This window comes from Pseudomonas sp. B2M1-30 (assembly GCF_025447575.1).
Classification (GTDB): domain Bacteria; phylum Pseudomonadota; class Gammaproteobacteria; order Pseudomonadales; family Pseudomonadaceae; genus Aquipseudomonas; species Aquipseudomonas botevensis.
In genome coordinates this window covers 36,827-60,493 of the sequence record NZ_JAOEJT010000019.1, presented here as the reverse complement: position 1 = coordinate 60,493, position 23,667 = coordinate 36,827, and the positions used below count along the sequence as shown (strand labels likewise).

17 protein-coding genes are annotated in these 23,667 nt (G+C 61.2%); 5 read left to right on the top strand and 12 right to left on the bottom strand.

Going from position 1 to position 23,667, the window contains the following annotated elements:
- Positions 1-70 precede the first annotated feature (70 nt).
- From N8H74_RS26640 to N8H74_RS26615, 6 genes are all read right to left on the bottom strand, one after another.
- Positions 71-1,540, bottom strand: coding sequence for an efflux transporter outer membrane subunit (locus N8H74_RS26640; protein ID WP_262151580.1), 1,470 nt, complete (start codon positions 1,538-1,540; stop codon positions 71-73).
- Positions 1,537-4,644 carry an efflux RND transporter permease subunit gene (locus N8H74_RS26635; RefSeq protein ID WP_262151578.1) on the bottom strand — a complete coding sequence of 1,036 codons (3,108 nt, stop codon included), beginning with the start codon at positions 4,642-4,644 and terminating at the stop codon, positions 1,537-1,539. Before N8H74_RS26635 ends, N8H74_RS26640 begins: the two co-directional genes overlap by 4 nt.
- Positions 4,645-4,684: 40 nt before the next feature.
- The gene (locus tag N8H74_RS26630) at positions 4,685-7,780 is read right to left on the bottom strand and encodes an MdtB/MuxB family multidrug efflux RND transporter permease subunit (protein WP_262151576.1); all 3,096 of its coding nucleotides are present in this window, start codon (positions 7,778-7,780) and stop codon (positions 4,685-4,687) included.
- Entirely contained in the window at positions 7,777-9,084 is a 1,308-nt protein-coding gene (locus N8H74_RS26625) for an MdtA/MuxA family multidrug efflux RND transporter periplasmic adaptor subunit (RefSeq protein ID WP_262151574.1), read from the bottom strand. The genes N8H74_RS26630 and N8H74_RS26625 overlap by 4 nt, the downstream gene beginning before the upstream one ends.
- 191 nt (positions 9,085-9,275) lie before the next feature.
- A complete protein-coding gene (tpx, locus tag N8H74_RS26620; RefSeq protein WP_262151572.1) occupies positions 9,276-9,776 on the bottom strand; it encodes a thiol peroxidase in 501 nt (166 codons plus the stop codon).
- 142 nt (positions 9,777-9,918) lie between these two features.
- Complete coding sequence (locus N8H74_RS26615; RefSeq protein ID WP_262151570.1) at positions 9,919-10,362, bottom strand: polyketide cyclase; 444 nt, start codon at positions 10,360-10,362, stop codon at positions 9,919-9,921.
- A gap of 133 nt (positions 10,363-10,495) precedes the next feature.
- Here N8H74_RS26615 and N8H74_RS26610 point away from each other — a divergent pair, with 133 nt between their 5' ends.
- Positions 10,496-10,918: a YciI family protein gene (locus N8H74_RS26610; protein WP_262151568.1), complete on the top strand. Its 423-nt coding sequence runs from the start codon at positions 10,496-10,498 to the stop codon at positions 10,916-10,918.
- A gap of 92 nt (positions 10,919-11,010) precedes the next feature.
- Here the strand turns inward: N8H74_RS26610 and N8H74_RS26605 are convergent, their stop codons facing one another.
- The 4 genes from N8H74_RS26605 to N8H74_RS26590 all read right to left on the bottom strand — a co-directional run bounded on the left by N8H74_RS26605 (position 11,011) and on the right by N8H74_RS26590 (position 15,301).
- On the bottom strand, positions 11,011-11,682 hold the full coding sequence (locus N8H74_RS26605) for a DUF3313 domain-containing protein (RefSeq protein WP_217832520.1): 672 nt from the start codon (positions 11,680-11,682) through the stop codon (positions 11,011-11,013).
- A gap of 357 nt (positions 11,683-12,039) precedes the next feature.
- Complete coding sequence (locus tag N8H74_RS26600) at positions 12,040-13,014, bottom strand: hypothetical protein (RefSeq protein WP_217832521.1); 975 nt, start codon at positions 13,012-13,014, stop codon at positions 12,040-12,042.
- Positions 13,015-13,151: 137 nt separating this feature from the next.
- Positions 13,152-13,631, bottom strand: coding sequence for a DUF934 domain-containing protein (locus N8H74_RS26595; protein ID WP_262151566.1), 480 nt, complete (start codon positions 13,629-13,631; stop codon positions 13,152-13,154).
- Entirely contained in the window at positions 13,628-15,301 is a 1,674-nt protein-coding gene (locus N8H74_RS26590) for a nitrite/sulfite reductase (RefSeq protein ID WP_262151564.1), read from the bottom strand. The genes N8H74_RS26595 and N8H74_RS26590 overlap by 4 nt, the downstream gene beginning before the upstream one ends.
- A gap of 325 nt (positions 15,302-15,626) precedes the next feature.
- Between N8H74_RS26590 and ccoN the strand changes: the two genes are divergently transcribed.
- Positions 15,627-17,054, top strand: coding sequence for a cytochrome-c oxidase, cbb3-type subunit I (ccoN, locus tag N8H74_RS26585; protein WP_217832524.1), 1,428 nt, complete (start codon positions 15,627-15,629; stop codon positions 17,052-17,054).
- Between the two features lie 12 nt (positions 17,055-17,066).
- A complete protein-coding gene (locus N8H74_RS26580; RefSeq protein WP_217832525.1) occupies positions 17,067-17,288 on the top strand; it encodes a cbb3-type cytochrome c oxidase subunit 3 in 222 nt (73 codons plus the stop codon).
- A gap of 58 nt (positions 17,289-17,346) precedes the next feature.
- Here N8H74_RS26580 and N8H74_RS26575 read toward each other — a convergent pair whose 3' ends face one another.
- Positions 17,347-18,123 carry an AraC family transcriptional regulator gene (locus N8H74_RS26575; RefSeq protein ID WP_262151561.1) on the bottom strand — a complete coding sequence of 259 codons (777 nt, stop codon included), beginning with the start codon at positions 18,121-18,123 and terminating at the stop codon, positions 17,347-17,349.
- Between the two features lie 77 nt (positions 18,124-18,200).
- Here N8H74_RS26575 and N8H74_RS26570 point away from each other — a divergent pair, with 77 nt between their 5' ends.
- The gene (locus N8H74_RS26570) at positions 18,201-18,893 is read left to right on the top strand and encodes an aspartate/glutamate racemase family protein (RefSeq protein WP_262151559.1); all 693 of its coding nucleotides are present in this window, start codon (positions 18,201-18,203) and stop codon (positions 18,891-18,893) included.
- Position 18,894: 1 nt separating this feature from the next.
- Here N8H74_RS26570 and N8H74_RS26565 read toward each other — a convergent pair whose 3' ends face one another.
- On the bottom strand, positions 18,895-19,413 hold the full coding sequence (locus N8H74_RS26565) for a GNAT family N-acetyltransferase (RefSeq protein WP_262151557.1): 519 nt from the start codon (positions 19,411-19,413) through the stop codon (positions 18,895-18,897).
- A gap of 178 nt (positions 19,414-19,591) precedes the next feature.
- On the opposite strand from N8H74_RS26565, the gene N8H74_RS26560 reads away from it, so the two are divergent.
- Positions 19,592-23,605, top strand: a complete 4,014-nt coding sequence (locus N8H74_RS26560; protein WP_262151556.1) for a hypothetical protein — start codon at positions 19,592-19,594, stop codon at positions 23,603-23,605.
- The last annotated feature ends 62 nt before the right edge of the window (positions 23,606-23,667 follow it).

Sequence of the window (23,667 nt, the reverse complement as noted above, 5' to 3'; positions counted from 1 at the left end):
TGCCATCAAGCCGATGAAACGCTTGTTTGACCGACCCCACCCCTCTAATCCGGTAGCCGGCGTTGATCGATCAGCGGTTGTCACTCACATCGAGTTGCCCGTCCCAGCCCCCGCCCAGCGCGGCAATCAACTGCACACTGGCGATCAACCGGCTCTGCAGCACATTCAGCACGCTGCGCTCGTTACTCAACGCCGTGGCTTGCACCGTGACCACATCGAGATAGGCGATAAGCCCGGCCTTGTACTGGTTTTCGGTCAGGCGCACCGAGTCGCGGGCCGCATCAAGGGCTTCCTGGCGCACCGCCGCTTCGTCCTCATACACCTTCAACTGCACCAGGTAGTTTTCCACCTCGCGGAAGCCGTCGAGCACGGTCTGGCGGTATTTGGCCACGGTCTGATCGTAGATCGCCTCGGTACGGTCGACTTCCGCCGAGCGCTGCCCGCCGTCGAACAGCGGCAACGTCACTTTCGGCCCGACCGACCAGAAGCGGTTCGGCAGACTGATGAGATTCTGCGAGGTGCTGCTGCTATAACCGCCGCTCATGCTCAGGCTCAGATCCGGGTAATACGCCGCTTTTGCCACGCCGATATTGGCGTTGGCGGCGATCACCGAACGCTCGGCCGAGGCGATGTCCGGACGTCGCTCCAGCAATTGCGAGGGCAGGCTCAGCGGAATCTGCGGCAGCTTGGGAATGTCCTGGGTTTCGGCGAGTTTGAACTCGGCCGGCGGTTGCCCGATCAGCACCGCGATGGCGTTTTCGAACTGCGCCCGCTGCCAGATCAGATCCACCAGATCACCCTGGGTGGACTTCAACTGAGTCTGCGCCTGGGCCACCGCGTCACGACCGGAAACCCCGGCCTTGTACTGGTTCTGTGTCATTTTCAGCGAGCGTTCATACGCGGCCACGGTCGACTCGAGCAAGCGCTTCTGCTGATCGATCACCCGCAGTTGCAGGTAGTTTTTCACCAGCTCGGACTGTTGGCTCAGGCGCATCGCCGCCAGATCGGCAAAACTGGCCTGGGCACTGGCTTCGTTGGCCTCAAGGCCACGACGCAATTTGCCCCAGACATCCGCCTCCCAACTGACGCCCAACTGCGCGTTGTAGGTATCACGAATACCGCTGGAGGAACTGCTCAGGCTCGAACTGCTGCTGCCGGTGCCCTGGCTGGAACGGGTCTTGCCCGCGCTCAGATCAACGCTCGGGTAAAACGCCCCGCGCGCGCTGCGCACCAGTGCCTGGGCCTGACGGAACTGCGCCTCGGACTGCGCGACGCTCTGGTTGGCGCCGTTGAGTTTCGCGATCAATTCATTGAGCTGACGGTCACCATACAGTTCCCACCAGGCACCACGGGCCAGTGCATCACTCGGGTTGGCCTGGCTCCAGCCTTCGGCTTCCTTGTATTGGGTGATTTGCGCGGTTTGCGGGCGATGGTAGTCCGGGCCGACGGCGCAGGCACTGAGCATCGCCACGCACAGCGACAGACTCAACAGACGCGAGCCACGGGCAGTGGCCAGATTGAGAAGCGAACGGTCAGTCATAGCGGAGTTTCCAGTGCGGCATCGGTACGTACGCCACGCCATTTGTTGAAACGATGGCGCAGTTTGTCGAGATAGAGGTAAACCACCGGCGTGGTGTAAAGGGTCAGCACCTGGCTGAAAATCAGCCCGCCGATGATGGTCAGGCCCAGCGGTTGACGCATTTCCGCGCCTTCGGCCCGACTGAGCAACAGCGGCAAGGCGCCGAGGATCGCTGCCAGCGTGGTCATCAGAATCGGCCGCAAGCGTTGCAGACAGGCGCTGCGGATCGATTCCAGCGGCGACAGGCCCTGATGGCGCTCCAGTTGCAGCGCCAGGTCGATCATCAGGATCGCGTTCTTCTTCACCACGCCGATCAGCAGGAACAGACCGAGCAGCGAAATCAGGCTGAACTCACCGCCCAGCGCATAGATCGACAGCAGCGCACCGACCCCGGCCGAAGGCAGGGTCGAGAGAATGGTCAGCGGGTGAATGTAGCTTTCGTACAGCACACCGAGCACCAGATACACCGCCAGCAGCGCGCCAAGAATCATGAACGGCTGACTCTTCTGGGTCGCGGCAAAGGCATCGGCGGTGCCGGCCATTTTTGCGATCACGTCTTCCGGCAGACCGACCTTGGCAATCGCCCGCTCGATCGCGGCACTGCCCTGCTCCACCGTCACGCCTTCGGCCATGTCGAAGGAAATGTCCTCGGACGCGAACTGGCCTTCGTGGCTGACCCGGTCGTCTTCCAGGCTGTTCTCATAGTGGGCGAAGGTCGACAGCGGAACCCGCGCACCGTCGGCGGTGATGACTTCGACCTGCTTGAGCGTCACCGGATCCTGGGCGTATTTCGGATTGACCTCCATCACCACCTGATACTGGTTGAGGCTGTCGTAGATCGTCGAAATCTGCCGCTGGCTGTAGGCGTTGTTCAGCACGGCGGTGACCATGTTCATGTCCACCCCCAGGCGCTTGGCCTGATCACGGTCGACAATCAACGTCACCTGCTGCGCGCCGCGACCCTCACGGGCGTCGATGGCGGTCAGTTCGGGCAAGGCCCTGAGCGCGCTCACCACTTTCGGATACCACTCGCGCAGCGCCCCCAGGTCACCGCTTTGCAGGATGTAGCTGTATTGCGAGGTAGTCTGCTCGCGGCCGCCGCCGAATTGCAGGTCCTGGTCGGCCATCAGCATCAACTGGGCGCCCGGCACCTTGGGCATTTCCTTGCGCAGGCGTTCGATGACTTTCTGCGCCGACAGATTGCGCTCCTTGATCGGTTTCAGGCGAACCAGCATGAACGCGTTGTTGGTGCCGTTGGTGCCACCGATGAACCCGGCAACGCTTTCCACCGCCTCATCCTTGAGCACCGCGCGACGGAAGATTTCCATTTTCGGCTGCATCACGCTGAACGACAGGCCGTCGTCACCGCGCACAAAACCGATCAACTGGCCGGTGTCCTGTTGCGGCATGAAGGTCTTTGGCACCACAACGTACAGGGCGACGTTGACCCCGACGGTGACGATCAGGCTCAACAGGGTCAGACGCCGGTGACGCAGCACCCAGTCGAGGCTGGTGGCGTACTTGCCGACCATCCAGTCGTTGGCGTGCCGGCTCCAGCGTTGCAGGCGGTTCTCCTGCCCTGGCGTGTGCGGCTTGAGCCAGCGTGCGCAGAGCATTGGCGTCAGGGTCAGCGACACCACCAGCGACACCACGATGGCCGCCGCCAGCGTAATGGAGAATTCACGGAACAGGCTTTCGATGATCCCGCCCATGAACAGGATCGACAGGAACACCGCGACCAGCGAGACGTTCATCGACAGCAAGGTGAAGCCGACTTCCTTGGCCCCGAGGTACGCGGCCTTCATCGGTTTGACGCCTTCGTCGATGTGCCGGGAAATGTTCTCCAGCACCACGATGGCGTCGTCCACCACCAGTCCGGTGGCGAGAATCAGCGCCATCAGCGACAGGTTGTTCAGCGAAAAGCCGTAGAGGTACATCACCGCGAACGTACCGACCAACGACACCGGCACCGCCAGGGTCGGGATCAACGAGGCGCGGAAGTTACCGAGGAACAGGAACACCACCAGAATCACCAGGGCCACGGCGATCAGCAGGGTCATTTCGGCTTCGTGCAACGTGGCCTTGATCACCGGCGAGCGATCCATCGCCAGGTTCAGTTTGACGCTGGCCGGCAGCACCGCCTGCAACGCCGGCAATTGCGCCTTGATCTCGTTGACCGTCTCGATGATGTTGGCGCCGGCCTGCCGGTTGATCACCAGCAGCACCGCCGCGTCATCGTTGAAGAACCCGCTGTTGTAACGGTCTTCGACACCGTCGCTGACCTTGGCCACATCTTTCAGGCGCAACGCGGCGCCGTCGGCGTAGTGAATGATCAGCGACTCGTAATCCTTGGCTTTCTCCAGTTGATCGTTGGCCTGGATCTGCCACAGCCGCTCACCGTCCTCGACCGAACCTTTCGGCCGGCGCACGTTGGCCTCGGCGATGGTCTTGCGCACGTCGTCCAGTGCCACGCCGTACTGGTTCAGCGCCTGGGGTTCGAGTTCGATGCGCACTGCCGGCAGGGAGCTGCCGCCAATCTGCACTTCACCCACGCCCTGCACCTGGGACAGGCTCTGGGACAGGATGGTCGAGGCCAGGTCATAGAGCTGGCCTTTTTCCAGCACGTCCGAAGTCAGCGACAGCACCATGATCGGTGCCTGGGACGGATTGACCTTCTTGTAGGTCGGCATGCTGCGCATCCCGCTCGGCAGCAGGTTGCGCGAGGCGTTGATCGCCGCCTGCACTTCCCGCGCCGCGCCGTTGATGTCGCGGTCGAGGTCGAATTGCAGAATGACCCGGGTCGAACCCTGGCTGGAGCGGCTACTCATGGTGTTGACGCCGGCAATGGCGCCGAACGAGCGCTCCAGCGGCGTCGCCACGGTGGATGCCATGACCTCGGGACTGGCGCCGGGCAGGCTGGCCTGCACCACGATCACCGGGAAGTCCATTTGCGGCAGCGGCGACACCGGCAGCAAGCCGAAGCTCACGCCGCCCAGCAGCATGATCGCCAGGCTCAGCAGCATGGTCGCCACCGGACGCTTGATGAAAGGACCGGAGAGGTTCATGTATCGACCCCATCAGGAGCGGGCCGGGTGTTCAGCATGATCACACTGCCACCTCTTCAGCCCTGGACTTGCCGAAACGGCGACCCAGCCGGTCGAAGTACAAATAGATCACCGGCGTGGTGAACAAGGTCAGAATCTGGCTCATCAGCAAGCCACCGACCATCACCAGACCCAAAGGCTGACGCAATTCCGCGCCGGAACCGGTCGCCAGCATCAACGGCACCGCGCCGAACAATGCGGCCAGGGTGGTCATCAGGATCGGCCGGAAGCGCAGCAACGCTGCCTGATAGATGGCCTGCTCCGGCGCCATACCCTGGTTGCGTTCGGCGTCGAGGGCGAAGTCGATCATCATGATCGCGTTCTTCTTGACGATACCGATCAGCAGGATGATGCCGATGATCGCGATCATCCCCAGGTCATTGCCACTGAGCAACAGCGCCAGCAAGGCGCCCACCGCCGCCGATGGCAGGGTCGAGAGAATGGTGATCGGGTGGATGTAGCTCTCGTAGAGCACGCCAAGCACGATGTACATGGTCACCACCGCCGCCAGAATCAGCAGCAAGGTGCTCGACAGCGACGCCTGGAACGCTTCGGCCGCGCCCTGGAACTGGGTCTGCACGCCGATCGGCATGCCGATGTCCTTCTGCACCTGATCGATCACGTCCACCGCATGCCCCAGCGCCACGCCGGGCGCGAGGTTGAACGACATCATCACCGCCGGGAACTGACCGATATGGGTGATCGCCAGTTGCGCCTGGCGCTCCTCGACATGGGCCAGGCTCGACAACCGCACCTGTGCGCCGTCGGTGGTCTTGACGTGAATCTGATCCAGCGCCTGCGGGCCGATCCGCTCCCCGGCCTGGGCTTGCAGCACCACGCGGTACTGGCTGGCCTGGGTGTAAATGGTGGAAATCTGCCGCTGGCCGAAGGCGTCGTAGAGCGCATCGGTGATGTTCGACACCGAAACGCCAAGGCGCGAGGCCGCATCACGGTCGATGACCAGATACACCTGCAACCCCTTGTCCTGCAAATCACTGGCGACGTCGGTCAGTTCCGGGCGCTGCGCCAATGCCTCGACCAGTCGGCCGCTCCACAGGCTGAGCAGATCGGCGTCCGGTGAAGACATGCTGAACTGGTATTGGGTGCGGCTGACGCGGTCTTCGATGGTCAGGTCCTGCACCGGTTGCATGAACAGACGGATACCGACCAGTTTGTCCAGTTGCGGTTGCAGTCGCGCGATCACCTCGGCGGCGCTGAGGTCACGCTGACCGTGGGGTTTGAGGTTGATCAGCAGACGTCCGCTGTTGAGCGTGGCGTTGTCGCCATCGACGCCGATGTAGGACGACAGGCTTTCCACCGCCGGATCTTCCAGGATCACCTTGGCGAGCGCCTGCTGGCGTTCACCCATGGCGGCGAAGGAAATCGACTGCGGTGCCTCGGAAATGCCCTGGATCACCCCGGTGTCCTGCACCGGGAAGAAGCCCTTGGGCACCACCATATAAAGGAACACGGTCAGGGCCAGGGTGCCGATGGCGACCAGCAGGGTCAGCGGCTGACGCTTGAGCACCCACTGCAACATGCGCCCGTAGCCGGCGATCATCCAGTCGATGAACTCACCGCTGGCACGATAGAAACGGCCCTGCTCGCTGGCCTCCGGCTCACGTTTGAGCAGGCGCGCGCACATCATCGGCGTCAGGGTCAGCGACACCACCAGGGAAATCAGGATCGCCACCGCCAGGGTGATGGCGAACTCGCGGAACAGGCGCCCCACCACGTCCGCCATGAACAGCAGCGGGATCAGCACCGCGATCAGCGACAGGGTCAGGGAAATCAGGGTAAAACCGATCTGCTTGGCGCCTTTGAGCGCGGCCTGCAGCGGGCTGTCACCTTCTTCGATGAAGCGCGCGATGTTTTCCAGCATCACGATGGCGTCGTCGACCACGAAACCGGTGGCGATGGTCAGGGCCATCAGGGTCAGGTTGTTCACCGAAAACCCGGCCAGGTACATCACGCCGAAGGTGCCGATCAGCGACAGCGGCACGGCCACCGACGGAATGATGGTGGCACTGGCGCGCCGCAGGAACAGGAACGTCACCATCACCACCAGGGCGATGGCGATCAGCAGTTCATGCTGCACATCGGTGACCGAGGCGCGAATGGTCTGGGTACGGTCGGTCAGCACGGTGACGTCGAGACCGGCCGGCAGGTTGTCGGTGATGCTCGGCAGCAGTGCCTTGATCCGATCGACCACTTCGATCACGTTGGCGCCCGGCTGACGCTGGATGTTCAGCAACACCGCCTGATTCTGGTTGGCCCACGCGGCGAGGCGTTCGTTCTCGGCGCCATCGACGATTTCCGCCACGTCCTTGAGCCGCAACGGCGCGCCGTTCTTGTAGGCGAGGATCAGATTGGCGTAGTCCTTGGGTGAGGTCAGCTGGTCGTTGGCGTCGAGCATCGACACCCGGGTCGGGCCGTCGAAGTTGCCCTTGGGCTGGTTGACGTTGGACGCACCGATCAGGGTACGCACGTCCGACAGGTTCAGGCTGTTGGCGGCCAGGGCCTCGGGGTTGACCTTGATCCGCACCGCCTGACGCTGGCCGCCGGCAATGCTGACCATGCCGACACCGCTGATCTGGGCGATTTTCTGCGCCATGCGCGTATCGACCAGGTCATTGAGCTTGGGCAGCAACATGGTTTTCGAGGTGATCGCGAGCGTCAGCACCGGGGTGTCCGCCGGGTTGACCTTGTTGTACACCGGCGGTGCCGGCAAATCGGTCGGCAGCAGATTGGTCGCGGCGTTGATCGCGGCCTGCACTTGCTGCTCGGCGACATCCATGTTGATGTCGAGGCTGAAGCGCAGGGTCAGCACCGAGGCACCGCCGGAACTGGTCGAGGCCATCTGCGTCAGGCCCGGCATCTGCCCGAACTGACGTTCCAGTGGCGCAGTGACAGCGCTGGTCATGACGTCCGGACTGGCGCCGGGGTACAGGGTCATGACACGGATGGTCGGGTAATCGACCTGGGGCAGCGCCGAAACCGGCAGCAGACGATAAGCGATCAGACCGGCCAGAACGATAGCCAGCATGCTCAGCGTGGTGGCGACCGGGCGGAGAATAAACAGCCGCGAAATGTTCATGCGCCCTTCTTGGCCTTGTCGGTAACGGCGGTGTCAGGCGCGGTGGCGGCGGATTTGCCTTGCAGGTGTCCGGTCGGCGTGGTCGGTACGTCCTGGCTGTCGTTGACCACTTCCACTTCACTGCCTTCCTTCAGGCGGTCAGTGCCCTCCAGCACCACGCGGTCGCCAGCGACCAGGCCTTCGGTGACCACGGTGTTGTTGCCATCGCTGGCGCCGATCTTCAACTGGCGGATGGTGACTTTCTTGTCACCGTCCATGGCGTAGACAAAGGTGCCGTTGTTGCCGAACTGGATCGCCGCCGAAGGCGCCAGCACCACACCCTTGAGGGTGTCGGCCAGCAGGTGGACGTTGACGAACTGGTTGGGGAACAGCGACTGGTCGCGGTTTTCGTAACGGGCCTTGAATTTCAGGGTGCCGGTGGCGACGTCGATCTGGTTGTCGAGGCTTTGCAGAACGCCGGTGGCCTGCAACTTGGTGTCGCCGCGATCCCAGGCTTCGGCCGGCAGTTTCGCGCCGCTGCGATAGCGGGCAAGGACGGTTTCAAGGCTGTTTTCCGGCAGGGTGAAGGCCACGCTGATCGGTTGGGTCTGGGTAATGACCGCCAGGAACGTGGTGTCGTTGGCGGCCACCAGGTTGCCGACGTCGAGCTGGCGCAGGCCCACGCGGCCGGCAATCGGTGCGCGGATCTTGGTGAAGTCGAGGTTGAGCTTGGCGTCGTTGACCGCCGCCTGATTGGTTTTCACCGTGCCGAGGTATTGGCCGACCAGCGCTTCGGCAGTGTCCAGGGTCTGCTTGGCGATGCTGTCTTCCTTGAACAGGCCGCGATAGCGCTCGACGTCGACCTGGGCGTTTTTCAGTTGCGCCTGGTTTTGCAGCAAGGTGCCTTCGGCCTGAAGCAAGGCGTTCTGGTACGGACGCGGGTCAATCTCCGCGAGCAGGTCGCCCGCCTTGACCATCTGCCCTTCTTCGAAATAGATCTTCACCAGTTCGCCGGCCACGCGGCTGCGCACATTGATGGTGTTGAGCGCCGTCACCGTGCCCAGCGCCTTGTAGTACAGCGGGAAGTCCCCGGTGACCGCCGGTGCCACGCGCACCGGAATCGGCCCGGTGCCGCCACCGAAGCCCGGCCGCATCATCCCCGAACGGCCGGTATGGCCGGCCGCAGCCTTCTCGGCGCCCGCCTTGTGGGGCGCTCCGGCCGGCCAGAATTTCCAGCACAGGACGGCGACGACCAGCAGCACGAACAGGCTGATCAGCCAGCGACGGGATTTACGGGGAGACGATTGCATGGAGTGATTAACCATTGGGCGCGTGGGCTTCTTTTACGGGAGGCTGAACGATAAGCACTGGTGGGGATTAAGCAAAGCGCATTTACCGGCAATTTACCTTCAACTTACGTTTCAAGGTGTGAGGCAAGACACTGATACACAAATGAAAACGGCCTGGACAGGGCCAGGCCGTTAACAATTGTAAAAACGCTGTTTGAGAAAGCGGATTACTTCAGAACAGCGAGGGCTGCTTCGTAGTTCGGCTCTTCAGCGATTTCCTTGACCAGCTCGCTGTGCAGCACTTTGTCGTTCTCGTCCAGAACGACGACGGCACGGGCGGTCAGGCCTTTCAGCGGGCCGTCGGCGATGGCAACGCCGTAGTTCTGGATGAACTCGGTGCCGCGCAGGGTCGACAGGTTCTGTACGTTTTCCAGGCCTTCGGCGCCGCAGAAACGGGCCTGGGCGAACGGCAGGTCAGCGGAGATGCACAGCACCACGGTGTTGGCGATGTCGTTGGCCTGGGCGTTGAACTTGCGCACGGAGGTAGCGCAGGTCGGGGTGTCGACGCTTGGGAAGATATTCAGCACTTTGCGCTTGCCGGCGAAGTCTTTCAGGGTGACGTCGGACAGATTGCCGGCAACCAGGGAGAAGGCAGGTGCCTGGGAACCGGTTTGTGGCAACTGGCCGTTGACTTGAACCGGGTTGCCTTTGAGGGTGACTTGAGCCATGAACGGAATCCTTCTGAACGTTGTTTTATTGAAAATCACGCAAGAGGCCGAAGTTAACCACGAAATTGTCCGACGACCTATGCCTGAACTGAAATTGTCATGCTCCGGAAGACAAAACTGGATACAACCTGAATCAGCAGGGTTATTTGAGCAGTTGCAGCATGTTGCGGTGCCGCGCCTCGAAAATCCGCCGCATGTAGCCGTTCACCAGCAACGCCTCGCTGAACGCCCCGCCAATCGCCGAGTACGTCACCCGGTCGGTGTAAAGCGTACCGCCCTCTCCCGCCGCCACCCGATGTTCATGACGAAAGGCACGCAGCGGCCCCTTGAGCATTTCATCGATGAAGTGACTGTCGCTGACCTCACGAATGACCACCGTCCAGTTCGACGGGATAAGGTTGAACATCCAGTGCCGAAACCGAAACTGCCGGCCGGCCTCGATGCGCAGCCGGCCCAGGTCGATATCGCCCAGCGGCGTGACGCGTTCGGGGAAAATCTTCGGGAAGTTGACGCCCTCCAGGCAGAAGTCGAGCACCTCGCTCGGGGTGCGCGCGGGGATCAGGGTCGTGAGTTCAAGGGTAGGCATGGCGGACACATTCCGTATGGAGGCGATGCTTGTTAAAACGCGGGTCTGCATCTTTTATTTAAAGGCCCTGTCGATTCAAGTCCTGCCCGTTCGACTAAGCAGTGAATCCCTTACACGCCTGCGGAGAACCACCATGCAATTCATGATCATTGTCAAAGCCAGCGCCGACTCAGAAGCCGGCGCCATGCCCAGCGAAGAACTGCTGACCGCGATGGGCAACTACAACGAGGAACTGGCCAAGGCCGGCATCCTGGTGTCCGCCGATGGCCTGCATCCCAGCAGCAAGGGGGCTCGCGTAAGGTTCTCCGGGGAAAAACGCACGGTGATCGACGGCCCTTTCGCTGAAACCAACGAATTGATCGCCGGCTATTGGATCTGGGAGGTGAAATCGAAGGAAGAAGCCATCGAGTGGGTCAAGCGCTGCCCGAATCCGATGCCGGGCACCGAGGCCGAAATCGAAATCCGCCAGGTCTTCTCGGCAGAAGAGTTTGGCGCCGAATTCACCCCGGAACTGCGCGAACAGGAGCAGCGGATCCGAGAGGCGAAAAAACACTGAAATGGCTTGAGAGTCTCAGTGAATCGAACCCCGCTTCCACAAAGGTTTTGTGGGAGCGGGGTTGCTCGCGAAGAGGCCAGCGCCTCAGCCAGTCACTTGGCCTTGAGTTTCAGATAGGACTGATGCATGTCCGCCGCCCAGCCATCGATCACGCCTTTGACATCAGACGGTTTCATCACCTGGGAGTCGTTTTCCAACGGTTTGCCGGTGCCCTTGCGCACAACCTGGGCCACGACCTTGTTGTTGCCGCCATCCAGGAACACGGCCTCGGTGGCGAGGGTGGTTTCCTGATCGCGAGAACCGCTCGCGGTGGTGACCGCCGCCGCCACCAGTGCGATCGGAATCACTTCATACGGCTTGAGGCCCTCGGTCGAGCTGCTCACGGCAGTGATCGCCGCACGCACCACGATCACGCCCGGCCCCGGGCCGGTGGCCAATGGCAATGACTTGCCGATTTCACGCTTGAGCGCCTGATCGTAGTAGCTGGTGATGCCGTTGAGGGTCTGCTGCGGGATTTTCACAGTCGCTTGCGGTTTGGGGTAAAGCTGGGTGGGTTCGATGTAGACGCTGCTGTATTTGTTGATGTCGACCTTGGGATCTACCCAACGCATGACCTCGGCACCGGAAGGCGACTTGGCCTCCTTGAGCTGACTGTAGTCTTTGAGGAAACCGGAATATTCCTCGGGAGAGACGGTTTTGCTGGAGCAGCCCACCACTCCGAGAGTGGCAATGCACAACGTGCTCATCATCACTGCTAGCTTCATGCTGTAACTCCTGTCAGAAGGCCCAATCAGTGTTGCGTGGGGAGGAATTACAGGTATAGCTAAAACCTTGAGGTTTGCGATCAGAAACCACAAAAATCACGGATTTTCCGTGCGGGGATGGGCGTGGGGAATTCGGGTCGGGTGACCGGCTGGGAATTGCTGCCCTCACCTGGCCCTCTCCCAAGCGGAGAGGGCACTGATTGGGGGATATTGGAGAAACTTGCCGACCTGAACGATTGTCCTTGAATCCATAATCGGCCGGTTCTTTCAGGTCGGCGCATGACACAAGAGAACCCGGTCAATCCCCTCTCCGCCTGGGAGAGGGTTAAGGTGAGGGGCTTTTCAAGCCACACTCGATCACCAGGAAGACGTCGCCCCGCTCTTCAACGCCATCTCCCGCCGGCTATTGGCCCGCATCGCCTTGATCAGCGACACCGATCCCACCAGCAGAATCGCCGCGCCAAACAGGAAATCGATGTTGTACAACTGGAAGTCCTGCACCGGCCCGACCAGCAGCACCCGCACCACGCCAATCCCCACCAGCGTCGCCAGGAAGTCGATCCCCGGCTCATCGCGATAGAACACGTGGAGCAACGGCAGGCACAACACCAAGAGCAACAACAGCACGACCACCTTGAACGAGCCCTTGCGCTCGACACTGAACGCACACTCATGGGCGCCGTAGGCCTTGTAGTCCTCGTCGCGGATCATCGAGTTTTTCTCGTCGATGTACTCGACACGGTTGTATTTCTGGATCGGTGTGAAGGTGTTGGACATCTCCATCAACGTAGTGATGTTCTTGAAGCGCAGGTCGATGCGCTCGCTGCCCTTGAGGTAATACAGCACCGGCTTGTAGCCGTAGCGGTAAGTGTCGAACGGAAACTCGGTGACCCGCCCCTGAACGCCGATGGGCCGTGGTTCCAGTTCAGCGAAGGCGCTTTTGTTGGCGGACGCGAGGTTGCGGCTCAGTGGCTGGATCTTCACTTGCTCGAGGAAGATCGGCGTGACGCCGTAGGACCATTGCAACGGCTCCAGGCGCAGGCGCAATTCGTTGCGGCCCAGGTCGTAGCGGTTGAACGTGCGCTCGGACACCAGCACCGAGCCGCTGAGCATGAACTCGCCGCGCAGGTTGTTGGTGATGCGCAAGGTCAACTGGTCCTTGCCCAGCAGCGCGGCTTCGCCGTTGGGCGGCGTACCGCACCAGGCAGTGCTTTCGCTGGCGCCGCCGAGCTGGCCGTCGCGGTTTTCCTTGAATACATAGAAGTAGCTGGCCCACAGCGTCAGCATCAATAGCAACGCCGTGAGGCCCAAGATCTTTTTGCCCGCAGTCACAGCCCAGACTCCTTTCTTCGATTCCATCGTCCAGCCGAAAACCCGCTGGCGCGAAGGACTCTACCAAAAGGCCACCATCGACCCAAGGAAAAATCCGCGAATGACGTGGGCTGTAGGGGTTTCCCTTGTGTGAAAGATCAGCGCCGCCGAAACAACGGACGCGGCTCAATCACCGAGCGCCCGTACAACACGCTCATCCCGGCCAGCCCCTTGAGCGCGTCCTCGACGGACTTGTCTTCGCGCACGGCAAAGCTGTCGAAGCCACACTGGCGCATATGACTGAGCTGATCGCGCAGCACATCGCCAATGGCGCGCAACTCTCCCGTCCACCCCAAGCGACTGCGCAGCAGATAGGCCTGGCTGTACGCGCGACCGTCGCGAAAACTCGGAAAGTCGAGGGCAATCAGCGGCAGCGACGCCAGCCACGGCACCAGACTGTCGACCTCATCGTCCGGCCCCAGCCAGACCGCGTGGGTCGAGGGCGACTCCAGCCAATGGGCCAGCGGCAGGATCAGCAGCCCCGCCGGCCTCTCCTGCTCAGGTTCGCGGACCAATGTCCATGGATCGTCGACCGCGATCCGCGCGACACCCTGCTCCAACCGCAACAGATTGTTCATGCCGACACCTCCAGCATTTTCGGGTAGACCCGTTCCTTGAAGGGTTCCAGGCCAATGCGGGCCAGGGTGTCGACAAACAATTCCTCACTCTCGCGATAACGCACGAAGGTGGCGATGATTCGTTCGATCACCTGCGGCACTTCGGCGGCGCTGAACGACGGGCCGATCACTTTGCCCAGCGCACTGTTTTTGCCTTGCGCGCCACCGAGGGTGATCTGATACCACTCGCTGCCGTTCTTATCGACGCCAAGGATGCCTATGTTGCCAATGTGATGATGCCCGCAGGCGTTCATGCAGCCGGAGATGTTCAGGCTGATGTCGCCCAGGTCATGCAGGTAATCGAGGTCTTCAAAACGCGCCTGAATCGCTTGCGCAATCGGGATCGACTTGGCGTTGGCCAGCGCACAGAAATCGCCGCCGGGGCAGGCAATGATGTCGGTCAGCAAACCGACGTTGGCGCTGCCCAGGCTTTGTTCGCACGCCATCAGCCACAGGGCGTGGAGCGCGGATTTCGGCACGTCCGGCAGCACGATGTTCTGCTCGTGGGCGATGCGGATTTCCCCGAAGCCGAACTGCTCCGACCAGTCCGCCACCGCCAGCATCTGCACACCGGTGACATCGCCCGGCGCGGCGTCCATGCCGGGTTTGGTCGACAGCACCGCACTGGCATAACCCGGCACCTTGTGCGGTTGCACGTTGCGCGCGACCCAGCGGGCGAACGCCGGGTTCTCGGTCAGGCGCGTGCCGAAGTCCAGATCGGTCGCCGCCAGCCTGTCGTAGTCCGGCGGCACAAAAGCACTGGCGACCCGCTGATACTCGGCTTCGGTCAACTGCGCCGGGCCGTCCTTGAGGTGCTGCCACTCCGCCTCGACTTCCCCGGCGAACGCCTCGATCCCCAGCGCCTTGACCAGAATCTTGATCCGCGCCTTGTACTTGTTGTCGCGTCGACCATGGCGGTTGTAGACCCGCAACACCGCCTCGACGTAGGACAGCAAGTGTTGCCAGGGCAAGCCGTCGCGGATCTGCAAACCAAGAATCGGCGTACGCCCCAACCCGCCGCCGACGATCACCCGCAACAGCATCTGGCCGTCGCGGCCCGGATAAAGATAGAGGCCGATGTCATGCATCATGATCGCCGCGCGGTCCTGCCTGGCCGAGCAGATGGCGATCTTGAACTTGCGCGGCAGGAACAGGAATTCCGGGTTGATCGTCGACCATTGCCGGAGGATTTCCGCCAGCGGACGCGGGTCGATCATCTCGTCCGCAGCGACCCCGGCAAACGCCTCGGTGGTGATGTTGCGCACGCAGTTGCCAGAGGTCTGGATCGCGTGCATGTTGACCTGCGCCAGGCGTTCGAGAATGTCCGGCACCTCGTGCAACTCGATCCAGTTGAATTGCATGTTCTGCCGGGTGGTGAAGTGGCCGTAACCCCGGTCGTAGTCACTGGCGATGCTCGCCAGGGTGCGCATCTGTTCGGCGCTCAAGGTGCCGTAGGGAATCGCCACCCGCAGCATGTAGGCGTGCTTTTGCATGTACAGGCCGTTTTGCAGACGCAGCGGCAGGAACTCCTCCTCGCTCAATTCCCCGGCCATGAAGCGCTCGACCTGATCGCGAAACTGCGCAACGCGCTCGAACACCAGCGCCCGGTCGTAATCGTCGTACTGATACATGCCACTGCTACCTCATCAGATGTCTTTCTGTGGGAGCGGGCTTGCTCGCGAATGCGGTGTGTTGACTGACACACCGCATTCGCGAGCAAGCCCGCTCCCACAGGTTTTCCAACGACTATGCAGCAACAGAGCAGCCCATTACAGATTCACCTGAAACCATAAAAACCGTATCAGAACGCGGCAGATAGCCGCAGGCAGCGCACCTATCTGATCCGCATAAATGAACATTTCCTGAGCCTGTTTTGTTTCCGACGGGATTCCTACAGTGCAGCCCATGCCAGACCGGGTGGCCTGGCAAGACTTTGCAACCGTGGATGAACTGACCATGAGCACAGCAACAATCGGACAGGCTTATAACTACAAGGTCGTCCGCCAATTCGTCATTGCGACTGTTTTCTGGGGTGTCGTGGGCATGGCGATGGGGGTATGGATCGCCTCGCAACTGGTATGGCCCGAGATGAACCTCGACCTGCCGTGGACCACCTTCGGCCGGCTGCGGCCGCTGCACACCAGCCTGGTGATTTTCGGTTTCGCCGGCAGCGCACAATTCGCCGCCAGTTACTACGCCGTGCAGCGTACCTGCCAGGTGCGGCTGTATTCGGACAAGCTCGCCGCCTTCACCTTCTGGGGCTGGCAGTCGGTGATCGTGATCATGTTCATCACCTTGCCGCTGGGCTTCACCACCACCAAGGAATACGCCGAAATCGAATTCTCCGGCGCGGTGTGGATGGCCGTGGTCTGGGTCGCCTACGCCGTGGTGTTCTTCACCACCGTGGTGCAGCGCAAGACCAAGCATATTTACGTCGGCAACTGGTTCTTCGGCGCGTTCATCCTGGTGATCGCCATGCTGCACGTGGTCAATCACCTGTCGATTCCGGTGGACTGGTTCAAGTCGTATCCGGTGTACTCCGGGGCCACCGACGCCATGGTGCAATGGTGGTACGGGCACAACGCGGTGGGTTTCTTCCTGACCACCGGGTTCCTCGGGATGATGTATTACTTCGTGCCGAAACAGGTCAACCGGCCGGTGTATTCGTACCGGTTGTCGATCGTGCATTTCTGGGCGCTGATCACCCTGTACATCTGGGCCGGCCCGCACCATTTGCACTACACCGCGCTGCCGGACTGGGCGCAGTCGCTGGGCATGGCGATGTCGCTGATCCTGCTGGCACCGAGCTGGGGCGGGATGATCAACGGGATGATGACCTTGTCCGGCGCCTGGCATCAGTTGCGCACCGACCCGATCCTGCGCTTCCTGGTGTTGTCGCTGGCGTTCTACGGCATGTCGACGTTCGAAGGCCCGATGATGGCGATCAAAACCGTCAACGCCCTCTCCCACTACACCGACTGGACCATCGGCCACGTCCACGCTGGCGCCCTGGGCTGGGTGGCGATGATCACCTTCGGCGCGACTTATCACATGGTGCCCAAGGTCTTCGGCCGCGAACGGATGCACAGCACGCCGCTGATCAACCTGCACTTCTGGCTCGCGACCATCGGCACCGTTTTGTACATCGCCTCGATGTGGGTCAACGGCATCACCCAGGGCCTGATGTGGCGGGCGATCAACGAGGACGGCACGCTGACGTACTCGTTCGTCGAGGCGCTGCAGGCCAGTCATCCGGGGTTCATCGTGCGCTTTGCCGGCGGGGTGTTTTTCCTCAGCGGCATGTTGCTGATGGCCTACAACGTGTGGCGCACAGTACGGGTCGCGGATGTGGCGCTGGCGCATCGTGATGCGCAGATTGCCTGAGGCCGGGAGGCGATGATGGAGATGTTTTTGAATGGATTGGGCGTGGTGTTTCTGTGGCTGGCGGTGGAGTACTGCCTGCGCCATGAGACGGCGCAGAGCCTGGAAGATGCCAGTCTGACGCCGTTCGCCGATGACCCGGAGGTGGCGCGGCGGGTGGAGCTGGAAACGGGCAAGACCGTGAACGCGGTCGCGCCCGAGGAGGCGCGGCCGGGGTGGGTCAACCTGGAGATGTGAGGGGGGCGGCGTTGCGATGAGGGGGGCTCTTGATCTTGATTTTCCCCCCTCATAAAAACTAAAACCGCAACCGATACCCCCCAGGCGTCATCCCCAACTGCCGGCGCATCGCGCTCCCCATGTGCGACTGATGCGCAAACCCCACCTCCAGCGCAATCTGCGCCAGCGCCCGGTCACTGCCCTCAATCAACCGTCGAGCCGCCTGCAACCGCACCTCCACCAGATAAGCATGCGGCGTAACCCCCATGAACCGAGAAAAATCCCGCAACAGACGCAGTTCATTTTCGCCATAGGTCTGCGCCAGTTGCGCCAGGGTCAGCGGTTGATCGAACTCCCCGGCAATCCGCTCCAACACCCGCAAAAACGCATCTGAAACCGCCCCGCCGCCATCAGCCTTCACAGAACGCCCCAGCGCCACAAAGCCCAACGCGCATTGCTCGATCGCCAAGCCATCCGGATGCGGATCGAGCATCAAGCGGCGCAACGTCTGCGCCAGCTTCAACCCCCGCCGGTGCCCCTCCTGCTGCACGCGCCGATCCAGCACTGGCAAGCATTGCTCAACCAACGCCGGGGCCAGTCGCAGCGCCAGGTACTCGCCGCCCTCGGCCGATTCGGAAAACACCTCAACCCCCGCCGGCGTCTGCGCCAGCACACCGGGCAAGGTGTCGAAGTCCACACGCCGGTCAGAGCCAATCGCATGCACACCCTGCTGACGTTCAAGGGTCATGCCCAGCGTCTGCCATTGCAGCGGATCCCGTGCGCTGTAAGCCGAGCGCGGCAGCAGGTGCAGACACAACTGACCGTCCAGCAGGCTGTGGCTCAGCACGCCGGGCATGTGAAATTTCCTGATAGAACGAATCGACAATCCACGGGACACTCACCCCACGCAAGCCATCAAAACAGGAGCACGCCATGCGCACCATCGGCCTAATCGGCGGCATGAGCTGGGAGTCCAGCGCCGAATACTATCGCCTGATCAACCAACAGGTCCGCGACCGCCTCGGGCCGCTGCGTTCGGCGCGGTTGCTAATGTACAGCGTCGACTTCGGGCCTGTCGAACAGGCTCAGCACGCCGGGCGCTGGGACGATGCGGCGGCGATTCTGGTGGACGCTGCGCGCCGGCTCCAGGCCGGTGGCGCCGAATGCGTGGTGCTGTGTACCAACACCATGCACAAGGTCGCGGAGCAGATTCAGGCAGCGATCGACATCCCGTTTCTGCACATCGCCGAACCCGCCGCCCAAGCCGCGCTGGCCATCGACGCACCCACGGTCGGCCTGCTCGGCACCGCGTTCACCATGGAACAGGATTTCCTCAAACAACGCCTGGTCGCCCGGGGCCTGACCGTGCTGGTACCGGACGAAGCAGAACGCCAGGCCGTGCACAGGATCATCTACGACGAACTGTGTGTCGGCATCATCAGCGACAGCTCGCGCCAGACCTACCAACGGGTGATCGAATCGCTGACCGCTCGCGGCGCCCAGGCGATCATTCTCGGCTGCACGGAAATCGGCCTGCTGATCAAACCGCAACACAGCGCCCTGCCCCTGCTCGACACCACCGAACTGCACGCGCAGGCGGCGGTGGCGTTCGCCCTGGGCGACTGACTCAGGCCTTGGGCGAGCGCCGCAGACGGGCCATGCTCAGGGTGTCCACCCACTGCCCGTCGCGCACCGCGTAATCGCGAAACAGGCCTTCGGTTTCAAAGCCGAACTTGCGATACAGGCCGATGGCCGCCTCGTTATCGGCGTACACCGTCAGCTCGATTCGGTGCAGGTTCATCCAGTTATCGGCGACGTCCAGCGCCGCCGCCAACAGCGTCGACCCCACGCCCTTGCCCTGCCACGCCGCCGCCACGCCCATGCCGAAACTCGCGGCGTGGCTGCGGCGCATCCGCGCATACGCCTCCAGCCCCAGCGTGCCGATCACCACGCCCTGATGCAGCGCCACCAGCTTCACCGCCCGCTCATTGTCCGCCAACAACCGCTGCCGCCAGACCTCAACGGACTGAAACGGCATCTGCAACACCTGCCGCGCCACGGCCGGGTCGTTGTACAACGCGGCGATGCCTTCAAGGTGGGATTCGTTGAAGCGTTCGAGGTGAATGTCGGGATTGTGGTCTGGCATGGCGATTCGTCCGTGATCGTGAAGTGGCTGGTCACTCTAAACCACAGCTATGGAACAGGGGAAACCAAAGCCGCCACTCGTCGGGAATCCGCTGGCACCTGTCAGATCTGACAGGTGCCATTTCCCCGCAACAGGCGCTCAATCACTCCGTCCCCTTCCCTCGACAGGAGTGTTCGCCATGCTGACTCAGCCACCGAGAAAAATATCGACCCTCGCCCTGCTCGATCCGGATATTCCTGACAGCCCCGAAACGCCTTTGCCTTCCGGCGAGCGGAGCATCAACCGCGCAGCGGTGCTGGGCGTGTTTCCCGACAAAGGCCTGCAAGTGCGCATTCATCCGTGGGCCGTCATGGGCAGGGGCGACAAGGCTGAGCTGTTGGTCAATAACAACGTGGTTGCTCAACACACCCTTCAGAATGATGCCGAGGTTGATCAGCGGGTGACGATGTTCGTCCCGTCCCGCAATCTGCTGACGGGCGCCCACACCCTGTCCTATCGCATCACCCGGCTCAACCAATTGCCGGAGACCCAGACCCCGCCCCTCAAGCTCTACGTCAAACTCGAACTCCCTGCCGACCAGGATCTGGATCCTGGCCCCGGTCACTCCAACCTGTCCATGTACATCGACCCGAAAATCATCGACGGCGGCGTGGACAAGGAAGTGGCCGAAGATGGTGTGCTGGTAATCATCCGTGGGCCGGCAGGTGACGATGCGCTCTACCCCGGCGCAGCCGTGGGCGACATCGCCACGCTGAGTTGGGGTGGCGTATTCAAAAACTCTGAACCGTTGACCGCCGAGCAAATCAGCAATCCGGTCGATAACCCGTTCGGCGTTCTGGTGGACAAAACCATCATCGACGAGGCTGGCGATACCGACGCAGCCGGCCTGGCTGTCTCCTACCTGCTGGAGGATGTCGTCAAGAACCGAGCCGAGGACTGGTGCAAGGAAACCCGGATCATGGTTTCGACCAGCACCGACCTGCTGATCGCGCCCATCATCGAACAGGCCACCAACAATGTTATTGATCTGGAAAAGCTCAAGGACGAGGATCCCGTCGCTCAAGTGTGGGTCACTGACAAGTTCAAACTTGGCGACATCATTACCGCAACGATGCGTGGCACCACCACTGATGGAGATCCCGTCGAAGTCGATTCCGATCCCCAAACAGTCGTCAACCTGCCGCATATTTACGAGCTGAAGATCAAGAACTCGGCTATCCGCAAACTGGCAAAAACCCAATGCGTGTTCTTCTACCACGTAGCTCGCGCCGGTGCTCCCGCCCCGCTACGCTCCAAAGGCCAGTTCGTGCAGGTCATCGGCGAGGGCACGCCCATTGATGCGCCAATTGCCGAGGATGCAAATCAAGGGATACTGGACCCGGATCTCTCCAGCACGACAATCCGCATTCCGCACAATCCATACATTGAGGCGGGCGTTGCTATTGAAGTGAGCTGGTTTGGTACTCTGTTTGATCAGAGCAGCTACAACCCGGAACTCGACTGGCACTTCCCCAGCGCTGCCGAGGCAAACAATCCCGATGGATTCACCCTTACAGTGGATGGGCAGCACCTGAAAATTCTCGAAGGTGGAACGCTGCGCTTGTCCTATGTCGTGCTGAAAGACGTTAACGGCGAGATCGTAAAACGCAGTTCTCGCACCGCGGCGGTGTTGAACGTCGGAGAACCAAAACGCGAACTGGTACACCCACTCGTCGAGGGAGAAAAGGACGGTGCGCTCGAACCCGCCGATCTGCCCGACAACCGCAGCAAGCTGACCGCCCCAAGACCCACCACCACACCGAGCAAGGCCAAAGATGTGGTGACCTATACCTGGGACGGTGAAGTCACTGGCAAGGTGGAAGACTCGGTCACGTTGAACTCGCTCTCGGCTAACAGGGACGTTATTTTCAATCTTGATCCCGAGTTCGTGGCGAAACACATAGAGCCTAACCGTGGGAACAAGGTGATCGTCACGTATCGAATTTTGCGTGCAGAAACCAGTACAACCAGTTATTCCAATCCACTGGAGTTTGTTGTCGGCGTAGCGCAGCAGGAGCTACTTGATCCGGCTCGAGTCATTGAGGCTCCGGACGATGTGCTTGATCCCGCCGATGTACCAAATGGTGCAACCGTCCAAATGGACGCCAATCGCCAGGAGAACGCCGGAGACCACTTTTACATGAAGTGGGTCACGGCCGACAATGCAACGGTACACGAGGATGACAAGCCCATTAGCTCCAACAATAAGGGCAAGCCTGTCGAGTTCACTGTACCTCATCGCATAGTGCTAACCAGTCTCGGTCAGGACGTGACCATCAGCTATCACGTTGAGTTGTTCGAAGGCGGCGAAGCCTTGGGCAAAGAGTACCGCCTGAAAGTTGAGGCACCGTCATTCGAGCTTCCTGTTGCTGTTTTCAAAGAGGCAACCGGAGCGCAGGAAGATCAGTTGAACCCTGATGACGTTTATCCAGGCGGCGCGACTGTTGTAATTAAAGCCTCCGCTCACTTAAAAGAAGATGACCAAATCACGGTAACCGTCGAGGGCAAAACCAACACAACATACTCACACACAGTGAAACTTTCAGAGGCCGACAAGGAACTGTCATCGATAAAAGTACCGTACAGCGTTATCAGTGCCAATGAAGGTGACGCTATCGCTTTGAGTTACATCGTCAAGCGCAAAACGGGAGGAACTGACGGCCCTTCCACACCGACAGAATATGATGTGCGTAAAGTCATCGGCTCAGGACATTTGAAAGTCCTCGGGGCACGCTACAACCGCAGCACGTATCGAGCGTCCAGTGCCAGTCGAGTATTGAGTTCATTCAATGCCACCACCGGGCAAGCACTCCAGGCCGAGTGGAAATATGCCAATCAGAGCGACTGGACAACCGCTTCCACTTGGCGCGATACCGAGCCACAAGAGCCCTTGCAAGTACGTACAACCGACGACCAATGCACCCTCAATCCAGCGAACATCATTGGCAACGGAGTCGACACCGAAGTTGCGGGCAACGCGGCGTTTGTTGCTCATCGCGATTTCGGTGATGTGGTTGGCTGGGGGAAAGCGGCGTATGGCGCCAGTATCCCGGCCACCATTATCACCATGACCGACATCGTGGAGGTCAGTTGCACGCGCAGTGCCTACGCTGCACGGCGTGCCAACAGTGCCGTCGTAGTCTGGGGGACAGCCGCTGAAGGCGGCAGCATGACGGGAGTCACACCGCTAGGTTTCACACAGGTAGTTGGAAATTCAACGGCATTCTCCGGTATCAAAAGCGACGGAAAGGTCGTTGCCTGGGGCACCGCGGCAGACGGCGGCGTAATCCCCGCCGACATTGCCGCATTGACTGACATTGTTGGCGTCACCTCTGCTGGCCAGGCTTTCGCCGCGAAACGGGCAACCGGGCAAGTAGTGGCCTGGGGGCAGGCTGCCAATGGCGGTGAGGTGCCACCGGAGATCGGGGGACTCACCGATATTGAACATGTACTCGGCAGCTTCGGTGCGTTCGCTGCCCACCGCGCCAATGGCAGGATTATTGGTTGGGGTCACGCGACATATGGCGGAGTGGTTCCCGCCAATATTGCTGCGCTGACCGACATTGTCGAGCTCAGCTGTGCCAACGCCCAAGCCTTTACCGCCAGACGTGCCACCGGCCAGGTGGTGGCTTGGGGAACGGCCGAGTACGGAGGCACGGTCGACCCGTTGATTGAAGGACTGACAGACATCGCCAAAGTCGTTTCGACCTGGCGTGCTTTCGCGGCGCTGCGCGCCAACGGTCACGTTGTGGCGTGGGGAAGACCCGCGGAGGGAGGTTTGGTGCCAGACGACATCGCGACGCTGGACGACATCGTCCAGATATGCGGCTCGTCGATGGCCTTCGCCGCGTTGCGCAAGAACGGCACGGTAGTGGCTTGGGGAGACGCGAAGGTAGGCGGTGACACTTCGGCAGTGATTAATGAACTCACTCAAGTGCAAGCGGTATATGACAATACCCATGGCTTCACAGCCCTGACGGCCGACGGCCGAGTGGTGACCTGGGGGCACCCAGAGGGAGGCGGAGACAGCAGCGCCGTACAAGATCGGCTCAAAGGCAAAGTATCGTACCTCGCTACACCAACGTCCCGTGGACTGGCACGTAAAGCCAGGGCTGGGGCGCGGTTGGCCGTAACCTCGAATATACCGACCTGACCACAGCCTCTCAGCCCGTACGTGGCGCTTGCATGAGCGCCACATGCTGTCCTTCACGAGGT

Coding starts and splice junctions, on each gene's coding strand:
- N8H74_RS26640 (WP_262151580.1), bottom strand. CDS start 1,540: ATGACTGACCGTTCGCTTCTCAATCTGGCCACTGCCCGTGGCTCGCGT.
- N8H74_RS26635 (WP_262151578.1), bottom strand. CDS start 4,644: ATGAACCTCTCCGGTCCTTTCATCAAGCGTCCGGTGGCGACCATGCTG.
- N8H74_RS26630 (WP_262151576.1), bottom strand. CDS start 7,780: ATGAACATTTCGCGGCTGTTTATTCTCCGCCCGGTCGCCACCACGCTG.
- N8H74_RS26625 (WP_262151574.1), bottom strand. CDS start 9,084: ATGGTTAATCACTCCATGCAATCGTCTCCCCGTAAATCCCGTCGCTGG.
- tpx (WP_262151572.1), bottom strand. CDS start 9,776: ATGGCTCAAGTCACCCTCAAAGGCAACCCGGTTCAAGTCAACGGCCAG.
- N8H74_RS26615 (WP_262151570.1), bottom strand. CDS start 10,362: ATGCCTACCCTTGAACTCACGACCCTGATCCCCGCGCGCACCCCGAGC.
- N8H74_RS26610 (WP_262151568.1), top strand. CDS start 10,496: ATGCAATTCATGATCATTGTCAAAGCCAGCGCCGACTCAGAAGCCGGC.
- N8H74_RS26605 (WP_217832520.1), bottom strand. CDS start 11,682: ATGAAGCTAGCAGTGATGATGAGCACGTTGTGCATTGCCACTCTCGGA.
- N8H74_RS26595 (WP_262151566.1), bottom strand. CDS start 13,631: ATGAACAATCTGTTGCGGTTGGAGCAGGGTGTCGCGCGGATCGCGGTC.
- N8H74_RS26590 (WP_262151564.1), bottom strand. CDS start 15,301: ATGTATCAGTACGACGATTACGACCGGGCGCTGGTGTTCGAGCGCGTT.
- ccoN (WP_217832524.1), top strand. CDS start 15,627: ATGAGCACAGCAACAATCGGACAGGCTTATAACTACAAGGTCGTCCGC.
- N8H74_RS26580 (WP_217832525.1), top strand. CDS start 17,067: ATGATGGAGATGTTTTTGAATGGATTGGGCGTGGTGTTTCTGTGGCTG.
- N8H74_RS26575 (WP_262151561.1), bottom strand. CDS start 18,123: ATGCCCGGCGTGCTGAGCCACAGCCTGCTGGACGGTCAGTTGTGTCTG.
- N8H74_RS26570 (WP_262151559.1), top strand. CDS start 18,201: ATGCGCACCATCGGCCTAATCGGCGGCATGAGCTGGGAGTCCAGCGCC.
- N8H74_RS26565 (WP_262151557.1), bottom strand. CDS start 19,413: ATGCCAGACCACAATCCCGACATTCACCTCGAACGCTTCAACGAATCC.
- N8H74_RS26560 (WP_262151556.1), top strand. CDS start 19,592: ATGCTGACTCAGCCACCGAGAAAAATATCGACCCTCGCCCTGCTCGAT.